Source organism: Eubacterium sp. ER2 (genome assembly GCF_000765215.1).
GTDB classification, from domain to species: domain Bacteria; phylum Bacillota; class Clostridia; order Lachnospirales; family Lachnospiraceae; genus Claveliimonas; species Claveliimonas intestinigallinarum.
Map to the genome: position 1 here is coordinate 56096 of NZ_JPJE01000036.1, position 9752 is coordinate 65847.

The window sequence follows — 9752 nt, forward strand, 5'->3', positions numbered from 1 at the left end:
TAAAATGTCATTCTTTAGTATATCATCTATTTTCTGTTTTTTCAAACAATTTGATAGTGGGTGATGACAATCTGCATGGATTTTCGTCCCATATACTCGTTTATCCCCGGATAATAGGTGACAGAGAGACGAATTCTGCGGTATTCCCCCTCGAAAAATCTCTCCCGCACTGCCCGGCCGTATTTTGCCTCCACCTCGTCGAGAAATCCGGCGGCGTCCCCGAAGTACACCGCGTCCATGTCCGTGCCGGCCCCGTCCAGGAGACGAATCCTGAGCATGTTCCTGTTTTTCCCGATGAGACGGCAGGAGACGATGGACACATTTTTCTCTGCAAACACAGGCTTTGTGTTTCCCTTCCCAAAGGGCTCCAAAAGCTTTAGCTCCTCCAGCAGCTCCTCCGTCACACAGGAGAAGGGCATCTGCATGTCAATGGACACCTTCTCTGTCATGTCCGCCTCAGTCAGGGTGCACACCGCGTTGATGTCCTGGCGGAATTTCTCAATATTTTTCTTCTCCAGGGTCAACCCGGCGGCCAGCCTGTGGCCCCCGAACTTCACGAACAGTCCCCTGCACTTGTTCAGCTCCTCATACATATGGTAGGCCTCGATGGACCGGCCGGAGCCCTTGGCCAGCTCCCCGTCGCCGCTATCTGTGACGACAAAGGCGGGCCGGCAGTACCGCTCCCTGATCCTGCCCGCCACGATCCCGGCCAGACTCTCATGGCAGTCCGGCAGGTAGAGAACCAGCACCCTCTGGCGTCCGGCTTCCGTGTGCTCCACCTGTTCCACCGCCTCCCGCACCGCGGCCTCGGTCATCTCCTTTCGGCTGTCGTTTAATGCCTTCAGATCCCCGGCCAGCAGGTCCGCCTCCTGCTTTGACCTGGCTGCCAGCAGGGAGAGGGCCCTCTTGGCCGTGTCCAGCCTGCCGCTGGCGTTGAGGCAGGGCCCCAGCACAAAGCCGATATGGTAGGTACTGACAGACTTCCGGTCAATGCCCGTGCACTCCATGAGGGAGCGCAGTCCCGGGTTGGAGGTGAACTGGAGCATTTCCAGGCCCTGGCGGACAAAGATCCGGTTCTCCCCTGTCAGATCCATCACATCCCCCACTGTGGCAAAGGCCACCTCCTCCATGAGATAGTCGATGTCCGAGGAGTCCCTGCCCATGGACTCATAGAGGGCCTCCATCAGCTTGTAGGCCACGGCGGCGCCGCACAGTCCTTTGAAGGGGTAGGGGCAGTCCGCCCGCTTCGGGTCCACCACCGCGTCCGCAGGGGGCAGATGATACTGCTTCTCCCCCTCCTCCTCGTCAAAGGGCACCTCGTGGTGATCTGTCACGATCACGGTCATCCCCATTTCTCTCGCGCAGGCAATCTCCTCCGCGGCCGCGATGCCGTTGTCGCAGGTCACGATGGTGTCTGTCCCCGCCTCAAAGGCCCGGTCGATCAGATGCCTGCTCAGGCCGTACCCGTCCGCGATCCGATCCGGGATGTCCGTGTCCACCACAGCCCCCAGCCCCTTCAGCCCCTCCAGGAGAATGTAGGTGGCGCAGACACCGTCAATGTCGTAGTCCCCGATGATGCGGATGGAGGCTCCCTCCCGCACCTTCTCCATCAGGATCTCCACCGCCCGGTCCATGTCCCGCATCAGCATGCCGTCCTCCAGGTCGGCGATGGTGCCGTACAGATAGCTTTCTATATTCTCGTCTCCTATGATATCCCGGTTTCGGATCAGGCAGGCCAGCCGGGGACTGATGTGAAACCGCTCCCCGATCCCGGCGAAATCCGCCCCTTTTCTCAGCAAAACCCAGCGTTCTTTCATCCTCTTCTCTCCTCCGATTACTCTTTTCATCCCGCCCGCGGCCGCAAGAGGGCCGACAGGAAGAACGGTACAAAAAGGGGTATGCAGTCACCCGCACACCCCTTACTGTATTTTTCTTACCTATTTTTTCTTCTTTCCGGATTTCTCCGCTTCTTTCTTCTTTCCACCGATCTTTGTCTTCATAACGTACCAGAGCGGACCTGTGACACATACAGAAGAGTAGGCGCCGCACACAACGCCCACCATCAGCGGCAGAGCGAACTCCCTGATGGAGCTTACGCCCATAACAAAGAGAACCGCAATGGTGATAAAGGTTGTGAGGGAGGTGTAGATGCTCCTCGTCAGCGTCTGTGTGATACTCTTGTTAACAGTGTATGCGAGATCCTGTCCCTTGGGCGCCAGCTTCAGCTCCTCGCGGATACGGTCGAAGATGACGATGGTGGCGTTGATGGAGTATCCAAAGATGGTCAGGATACATGCGATAAATGTATTGCCCACGGAAATCCTTGCCACCGCGTAGAACAGAGCTACGATCAGCACATCGTGGAGCAGGGCCAGAACCGCGCTTGTTGCAAAGCGGATGTCCTTAAACCGGAACCAGATGTAGAGGAGCATGAGCACTGTGGCGATAACGACCGCCACGATGGCGTCGGTCCTCATCTCGCTGCTGACTGTGGAGCTGATATTCTCAAAGGTGATCAGAGACTCGTCCACCTGGAAGTTGTCCACCAGAGCCTGATCAAGCGCCTCCCTTGCGTCCAGATCCAGGGTGGACGTCTTGAAGATGATCTGGTTGCTTCCCTCCACCTTCTGGGCCTGCACATTGTGGTCTCCTGTGGCTTCCTCCACCACGGGGATGATCTGGGCGTCAATCTCATCGATGGTGTAGTCCTGGTCAAAGGTCACGTTCGTGGAGGTTCCTCCCTGGAACTCCAGGCTGTAGTTCATAGCTCCGTTTCCTCTGGCCGCATTGTAGCCCGCGACGCCAAAGCCCGCCGCGATAAGGATCAGGGAAATGGCAAAGAAAATGGCTTTCCTGCCCACAAAGTTAATGGGCTCTCTTGGCTTTTTCGGCCGGTAGTACAGCTTCTCGTTGCGGATGCCCACCGCGTAGAAGGCGTACACGATCATGCGGGTGATCACAAGGGCTGTGAACATGGACACGATAATGCCGATGGCCAGCGTCTGGGCAAATCCCTTCACGCTTCCGCTGCCCCTGAACCAGAGCACAGCCGCTGCGATCAGGGTGGTCACATTGCCGTCCACGATGGCGGACATAGCCTTGTGGAAGCCCGCCTTCAGAGAGTTCCTCACACTCTTTCCCTTTGTCATCTCCTCCTTCACGCGGGCGAAGATGATGACGTTGGCATCCACCGCCATACCGATACCCAGGATGATACCAGCGATACCCGGCAGGGTCAAAGTGACGTTAAAGGCGTTCAGGATCACCAGCACGATGCCTGTGTAGATCAGCAGGGCCAGGCTGGAGGCAAGGCCCGGAAGCAGGTACACAAAGCACATGAAGAGGAACACGAGGGCCAGTCCCACCGCTCCGGCCTGCACGCTGGTAGTGACTGCCTGCTGTCCAAGCTGCGCGCCCACCACGTTGGAGCGGAGCTCCTCCAGCTGCAGCTGGAGCCCTCCGATGCGGATGGTGGAGGCCAGATTTTCCGCCTCCTCGTATGTAAAGTTGCCGGTGATGTAGGCCTGCCCGCCTGTGATGGCCTCGTTGACCACCGGACTGCTGATGGTCTCACCGTCATAGATGATGGCGATCTGTTTTCCCACATTGGCCTCTGTGGCCTCCGCAAACTTCTGGGCGCCATCGTCCGTCAGGTCCAGCTCAACGGTGTACTCTGTATTTCCCATATCGTCCTTCCCGGATCTGGCGGAGGCTGTCTCCACGTCCGCTCCGGTGAGGACGGTCTGGCCGTCAGAGGTCTGGAACTCCAGAGCTCCCGGCTTTCCCAGCTCCTCCAGGATGGCGTTGGCGTCTGTCACGCCGGGGATCTCAATGCTGATCCGGTCGTCCCCCTCCTGGTATACAGTGGCCTCTGTGCTGTACTGCTCCACACGGCGCTGGAGCTTGTAAATGGTGTCGCTCATCTGCTCATCTGTAGGGTTTTTATCCTTTACCTGGTAGGTGATGCTGACACCGCCGGCCAGGTCAAGGCCCAGCTTGATATTTTTGGAAGCTCCTGTGCCTGTTGGCCCAAAGCCCACAATACAGGTGTAGGCGAGAAGTATGATCAGTACGGCTGTCAGTATCAGGCTCAGTATGCCTTTTTTCTTGTTCATGATCTGTATCCTCTTTTCTGTTTTTTATTACACCTTACGCCTCATCGGCTGCGTCGGCCAGAGCCGCCTTCATCATGATGGCGCACTCCACTCTCTTGCGCTGCATCTCGCATCCGATGTCGTAGGCCTCATGGATGGTGCCATGGAAATTGTAGGCGTTGGCCATGCATCCGCCGCTGCAGTAAAACTTGGCAAAGCAGTTCCTGCATTTCTCCTTGGAGTAGACGCTGCAGCTTCTGAACTCATCCGCGATCTCCGGTCGGGTGATCCCCTCGTCCACATTTCCCATGAGGAACTCCTCCTGGCCCACAAACTGGTGACAGGGATAGAGATCTCCCCAGGGCGTCACGGCCAGGTACTCTGTGCCGGAGCCGCAGCCCGACAGCCTCTTGGACACGCAGGGTCCGCCCTCCAGGTCGATCATAAAGTGGAAGAAATTAAATCCCTTCCCCTCCTTCTCCCTCTCGATCATGATTTTTGCCAGGTGGTCGTACTCCTCGCAGATCTTCGGGATGTCCTCCTCCCGGATGGCGTAGGGATCGGACTCATCTCCCACCACCGGCTCGATGGACATCTGCTTGAAGCCAAGGTCTGCAAAGTGCAGCACGTCGTTGGAGAAATCCAGGTTGTTTCTCGTGAAGGTGCCGCGGACGTAATACCTCTCCTGGTTCCTGCTGTCCGCCAGCTTCTGGAACTTGGGAACAATGAGGTCGTAGCTTCCCTTGCCGCTGCGGAAGGGGCGCATGGCATCGTTCACCTCTTTGCGGCCATCCAGGCTGAGGACCACGTTGTCCATCTCCTTGTTGATAAATTCCTGTATCTCGTCATTTAAGAGCACCCCGTTGGTGGTCACAGTAAAGCGGAAGTGCTTGTCGTGCAGCTTCTCCTGCTGCCGGCCGTAGGCGACCAGGTCCTTCACCACCTGCCAGTTCATGAGCGGCTCGCCGCCGAAGAAATCCACCTCCAGGTTCCTCCTGTTTCCGGAGGAGGCGATGAGGAAATCCAGCGCCTTCTTTCCCACCTCATAGCTCATGAGGGCACGGCGGCCGTGGTACTCTCCTTCCTCCGCAAAGCAGTATTTGCACGCCAGGTTACAGTCGTGGGCAATGTGGAGGCACAGCGCCTTGACCACGGTCTTCCTCTGCTTCACCTGGTCGATCATGGGCTCAAAAACATCCCTGGTAAAAAGCCTTCCCTCCTGGGTCAGCTCTTTAATATCCTCCCAGGCCTCCCGGATCTGCCCGGCCTCGTACCTGTCTCCCAGCGCCTCCTGGAGTCCCTCCAGCGTCTCCGGCTTTTCCAGGGCAGCCAGATCCGGCTCCTCCCCCGCCGCCAGATGGGCGATGGCGTCATAGCAGAGCTCATCCACCACATGGACAGCGCCGCTGTTCACATCCAGGACAATGTTGTATCCATTATTCCGGTACTGATGTATCACTTCAGATACCCCTTTCTGTCTTCATTTTTTCCTATACCACAAGAAACAGCGGCCGAAAGCCGCTGCCCCCTTAGTAGATACTTTTTAATTCCAACTGACTATTTCTTCTGCTCGCAGGTCTGATTTCCCACTGTGCAGGATGTCTTGCAAGCTGACTGGCAGGATGTCTGACATTCTCCGCAGCCGCCTTTTTTCATTGTATTTGTCAATGTCTGTGTATTTAATGTCTTTACATGTTTCATCTTGTACACCCTCCTTCGCATCTTTGACTTCTGATATTATAGCACAAGGCTCTCTGTTTTGGAAGTATTTTTTCGTCTTTTGCAAGGTCAGGAGATCATGCCGCCGATCATGCCGCCTCCCGCGCACAGCGCAAAGGTGGTGGCCATGTGGATGCCGCTGCCGTCCAGGGTCCGGTACACCCCCAGGGTGATGAGGATGAGGAGCACAAAATACAGGACTCCCGTCATGAGCCCCCACAGAAATCTCCGCGACTTTGCCATCTTTCCCGCCGCCAGCCCGCCGATCAGGGTGGCGGCGATATAGATGGCCACGATCCCCGCCGACACCGCCTTCTCATCAAGCTGCAGCCTGTACAGAAGAAGGGCCAGCAGAAGAAGGAGGGCCCCCGTCACCACGTAGGACAGCAGCAGCGCCTTGAGGATCCAGAGTATCTTTGTCTCTTTTCCGGCTTTTTTATCCATATTCTCTTTCTCCTTGTCCAGTTATTTCCTATCTAATGGATATGAAACGCCCGGACTGATTATGAGTTCCATATGGATTTTTCTCCCGCTTCCTCACTGCTCCATCTGCCTGCCCAGAAATCCCGCCGCGCAGGAGGCCAGCTTCAGCTCTGTCTCCCCCAGCTTCCTCTTCTCGTCCTTTCCAAGGATCATGACTCCTCCGATCACATCCCCCTCGCAGAGGATGGGGCAGATGACCTGCTGGGTGCAGCCGTCGTCCTCCTCCCCGGTGACCCGGATGAACCTCTTCTCCCCCTCCGCGGCCAGGATATCCTTCCTCTCCTCCAGCGCCTTCTCCAGAGGCCTGGCGATATATTTCTCCTGGAAATCCTTCTTCCCGCTGCCCGCGGCGGCCACGATCTGATCCATATCGCAGATGCACACGAGATACCCCGCCGTCTGGGCCAGACTGTCTGCATACTGCCTGGCGAAGGCGGACAGCTCCCCGATGGGAGAATATTTCTTCAGGATGATCTCTCCCTCCCGGTCCGTAAATATCTCCAGCGGGTCGCCCTCCCGTATCCGGAGGGTTCTTCGTATCTCCTTTGGGATCACCACTCTCCCCAGATCATCGATCCTTCTTACAATCCCGGTTGCCTTCATATAAAAATTTCCTCCATCTTACATTCTATCCATTTATCTTTCTTGCTGTAGATAATGGTAGTATCTGTAAAGACAGAGGAAATTATACATTTTCACTCTCCCGGCCGGAGCAGCCTGCCCCGCAGCCTGGTCCAGATTTGAGCCTGGGCATATTCGTAGGCGTTGTCATAGATCCACAGACCTGCCTGCCCTGCCGCCAGGACGCCCGCAAGAACCGCCGGCGACAGCTCCCTGGAAAAAAGGAGACCCTGGAGCAAAAAGACTGCCGGGATGTACATGACGTTGAACACCAGATACTTGATCACCCAGAACAAACCTCTTTTCCGCGCCCTGCCGGAGCTTTTGGCGAGAAGCCTCCAGGCCCCCTCGACAGCCAGGATATAGAGCCCCATAGCCCCAAAGGTCACTACGTAGAATTTGTTGGGCGCCAGGATAAAGCCAAGGAGGACGGCCGCCAGATAGAAGGCCAGCCCCAGCTTCATCCCCGCCTCCCGGATGACGATCCCCACGAAGAAGGAGGACGCTGCCAGGAAAAACAGGGTTCCCGTCTCAAAGACGCTCCCCAGCGCCATAAAAAGAATACACAGGGCGAGGGCGAGCCCGCCGAACGCCATCATTCTCGATTTTATATGCATGTGCAAAGATCTCCTCCCATACACTCGCAGAGCTGATCCGCGATACAAAGGTCACAGCACATATTGCCTGTGCCGCAGCTTCCGCCTGATCCGTAATAGCCTCCCCCGTATGGATTGTTCTGATACCTGCGGCTGTTGAATTCAATCTGATTGAGGAGCTGCCGGTACTGCACGTTGTTCGGCTCCATGTTCACTGCCGTGGCCGCCTGGTCCCTGGCCAGCACATTGTTCCCAAGCCCGGCGTTTGCGAAAGCGCTGGCGTAGTACCACATGGAGGTGCGGTTCTGCATCCGGTTCAGCACGTTCAGGGCGTCCTGGTAGCGCCTGCTGTTGATAAAGTTGATGGCCGCCTGCATCTCCACATCCTGCTGGTTTCCGCCGGACTGCTGCCCGTAGCCCTGACCCTGATAGCCGTAGCTTCCGTATCCCCCTGCGGAGGACCTGCCGCCCCCGTAGGAGCCGCCGCGGGAGCTGCCGTAAGAGCCTCCTCCCTGGGAGCGCTGCCGCATGATCTCATCGTAGGCCTCCTGGACCTCCTTAAATTTCTCCTCAGCCAGGTCCGCCAGCGGATTGTCCACATTGGCGTCCGGATGGTACTTCCGGCTCAGCTCCCTGTATGCTTTCTTCACTTCATCATCCGACGCGTTCTGGGAGACGCCCAGCACGTCATAAGGATTTTTATTCATCTTCCTTTTTGTCCTCCTGTTTTTTCTTCTGTACGAGCCGGTAGCGGTTCCACACTCCATCATACAGAATGTTTCTCAAAATGTCTATGTCTGCAAGGCAGGGCAGCTTTTCAAACTCCGCGCTGCACTCGCCCATCATCATGCACAGGATATCCCCCACTCTCTGCTCATAGTCCTCTCTTTTGTACAACTCCCGCAGGGGATTGTAGCATTTTTTCTTCAGGTCCTCCTCCAGGTCCTCATAGGCGTCCATAATGTAGATGAACTTGCCCATAAAGAAACCGATCCGGCGCAGAGTGGGCTCCCACACGTCCTTTTTATATACAAAAAGCTCTTCCATGAGCCGGCCGAAGCATCCGGCCGTCCTGTCTATGTCTGTGCTCCTCTCCTTCTCAAGGCGGGACAGCTCTCCTAATGCAGCCTCGAACACCCGGGCCTGGCGCCTGTACTTTTCCGCGATCCTCCCTGCCTTCTTCTTCAGCAGCCTTTCCGCCGCCAGGCTGGACACCTTCCGCTCGTCCGCCCAGTCGTCCTTCAGATGATACCAGGCCAGGAGCAGGTTCATATCCGCCGCGTAGGTGGTCACCGGGCCACGCAGCATCCGCTGCCTCTTTACCGGGTGCACCCTGCAATGGTGCCTCTCCTCCTCCGTCTCCATCTCATAGAGGGATGTGAGGAGAAGGATGAGAAAGGTCATGTCGTAGGTGAGGGTCATCTGGCCGCCCAGACCGTACCTCTCCTTCAGCTCCTGGCACAGGCCACAGTAATAGCCCCTGTACTTTTCAAAGTCCTTTATCTTCAGTTCCGGTTTGCAGATTGTGATATATCCGAACATATGCCTCCCCACTGACATGCGCGCCTGATGCACGCATCTGAACGTTATTTTACCAGATTTGCCTGTATCCTGCATTATTTTATTTTCATATTTCACAAAAAGTTTATAACATCCTTTTCATTTTCTCCCCTCTCCGCTATAATATAGGAAGATAGCAAGAGGAGGAATAATCACATGAGCAAAATCGATGAAGTGAGAAGCGCCATGGTCCAGGCCATGAAGGCAGGGGACAAGCAGACAAAGGAGACCCTTTCCATGCTCCTTGCGGCGCTGAAGAACAAAGCCATAGACAAGAGAGCCGACCTCACCGAGGAGGAGGAGACACAGGTCATCTTAAAGGAGATCAAGCAGACAAAGGAGACGCTGGAGATGACTCCGCCGGACCGCACAGAGATCATCGAGGAGTGCAACCACCGGCTGTCTGTCCTTGAGCAGTACGCGCCCAAGATGATGGACGAGTCCCAGATCCAGGAGGTCATAGACGCCACTCTCGCCGAGCTGGGCATCGACGCCCCCACGGCAAAGGACAAGGGCCGCATCATGAAGACGCTAATGCCCAAGGTCAAGGGAAAAGCGGACGGAAAGCTGGTCAGCGACCTGGTAGGGAAATTATTCTAATCAGATTTCAGCTGTATTTCAGGTCCGCTTTGTGCGGACAGGACATGAAAAAAGCTCTCGGAGACATCTCCGGAGAGCT

Annotated in this window: 10 protein-coding genes; 1 reads left to right on the forward strand and 9 read right to left on the reverse strand. The window is 56.2% G+C overall.

Features of this window, described 5'->3' with window-relative positions; translation table 11 throughout:
* Positions 1–41: 41 nt before the first annotated feature.
* From recJ to NI21_RS0113015, 9 genes are all read right to left on the reverse strand, one after another.
* Positions 42–1817: a single-stranded-DNA-specific exonuclease RecJ gene (gene recJ / locus NI21_RS0112975; protein ID WP_033126629.1), complete on the reverse strand. Its 1776-nt coding sequence runs from the start codon at positions 1815–1817 to the stop codon at positions 42–44.
* Between the two features lie 120 nt (positions 1818–1937).
* The gene (locus NI21_RS0112980) at positions 1938–4115 is read right to left on the reverse strand and encodes a protein translocase subunit SecDF (protein ID WP_033126630.1); all 2178 of its coding nucleotides are present in this window, start codon (positions 4113–4115) and stop codon (positions 1938–1940) included.
* A gap of 34 nt (positions 4116–4149) precedes the next feature.
* The gene (scfB, locus tag NI21_RS0112985) at positions 4150–5553 is read right to left on the reverse strand and encodes a thioether cross-link-forming SCIFF peptide maturase (protein ID WP_033126631.1); all 1404 of its coding nucleotides are present in this window, start codon (positions 5551–5553) and stop codon (positions 4150–4152) included.
* 98 nt (positions 5554–5651) lie between these two features.
* Positions 5652–5795, reverse strand: coding sequence for a six-cysteine ranthipeptide SCIFF (gene scfA / locus NI21_RS0112990; RefSeq protein ID WP_033126632.1), 144 nt, complete (start codon positions 5793–5795; stop codon positions 5652–5654).
* A gap of 87 nt (positions 5796–5882) precedes the next feature.
* Entirely contained in the window at positions 5883–6257 is a 375-nt protein-coding gene (locus NI21_RS0112995) for a TIGR04086 family membrane protein (protein WP_033126633.1), read from the reverse strand.
* A gap of 93 nt (positions 6258–6350) precedes the next feature.
* On the reverse strand, positions 6351–6899 hold the full coding sequence (gene spoVT, locus NI21_RS0113000) for a stage V sporulation protein T (protein ID WP_033126634.1): 549 nt from the start codon (positions 6897–6899) through the stop codon (positions 6351–6353).
* Positions 6900–6991: 92 nt separating this feature from the next.
* Entirely contained in the window at positions 6992–7534 is a 543-nt protein-coding gene (locus NI21_RS0113005) for a hypothetical protein (protein WP_033126635.1), read from the reverse strand.
* Positions 7525–8220, reverse strand: a complete 696-nt coding sequence (locus tag NI21_RS0113010) for a DnaJ domain-containing protein (protein ID WP_033126636.1) — start codon at positions 8218–8220, stop codon at positions 7525–7527. The genes NI21_RS0113005 and NI21_RS0113010 overlap by 10 nt, the downstream gene beginning before the upstream one ends.
* On the reverse strand, positions 8213–9055 hold the full coding sequence (locus NI21_RS0113015) for a DUF5685 family protein (RefSeq protein WP_033126637.1): 843 nt from the start codon (positions 9053–9055) through the stop codon (positions 8213–8215). Before NI21_RS0113015 ends, NI21_RS0113010 begins: the two co-directional genes overlap by 8 nt.
* Before the next feature lie 174 nt (positions 9056–9229).
* Between NI21_RS0113015 and NI21_RS0113020 the strand changes: the two genes are divergently transcribed.
* Entirely contained in the window at positions 9230–9673 is a 444-nt protein-coding gene (locus NI21_RS0113020; RefSeq protein WP_033126638.1) for a GatB/YqeY domain-containing protein, read from the forward strand.
* Positions 9674–9752: the final 79 nt, after the last annotated feature.

Excerpts from the sequence above, each read along its gene's own strand:
- scfA (WP_033126632.1), bottom strand. The coding sequence starts at position 5,795 with ATGAAACATGTAAAGACATTAAATACACAGACATTGACAAATACAATG.
- recJ (WP_033126629.1), bottom strand. The coding sequence starts at position 1,817 with ATGAAAGAACGCTGGGTTTTGCTGAGAAAAGGGGCGGATTTCGCCGGG.
- NI21_RS0113020 (WP_033126638.1), top strand. The coding sequence starts at position 9,230 with ATGAGCAAAATCGATGAAGTGAGAAGCGCCATGGTCCAGGCCATGAAG.
- NI21_RS0113005 (WP_033126635.1), bottom strand. The coding sequence starts at position 7,534 with ATGCATATAAAATCGAGAATGATGGCGTTCGGCGGGCTCGCCCTCGCC.
- NI21_RS0113015 (WP_033126637.1), bottom strand. The coding sequence starts at position 9,055 with ATGTTCGGATATATCACAATCTGCAAACCGGAACTGAAGATAAAGGAC.
- spoVT (WP_033126634.1), bottom strand. The coding sequence starts at position 6,899 with ATGAAGGCAACCGGGATTGTAAGAAGGATCGATGATCTGGGGAGAGTG.
- NI21_RS0112980 (WP_033126630.1), bottom strand. The coding sequence starts at position 4,115 with ATGAACAAGAAAAAAGGCATACTGAGCCTGATACTGACAGCCGTACTG.
- NI21_RS0113010 (WP_033126636.1), bottom strand. The coding sequence starts at position 8,220 with ATGAATAAAAATCCTTATGACGTGCTGGGCGTCTCCCAGAACGCGTCG.
- NI21_RS0112995 (WP_033126633.1), bottom strand. The coding sequence starts at position 6,257 with ATGGATAAAAAAGCCGGAAAAGAGACAAAGATACTCTGGATCCTCAAG.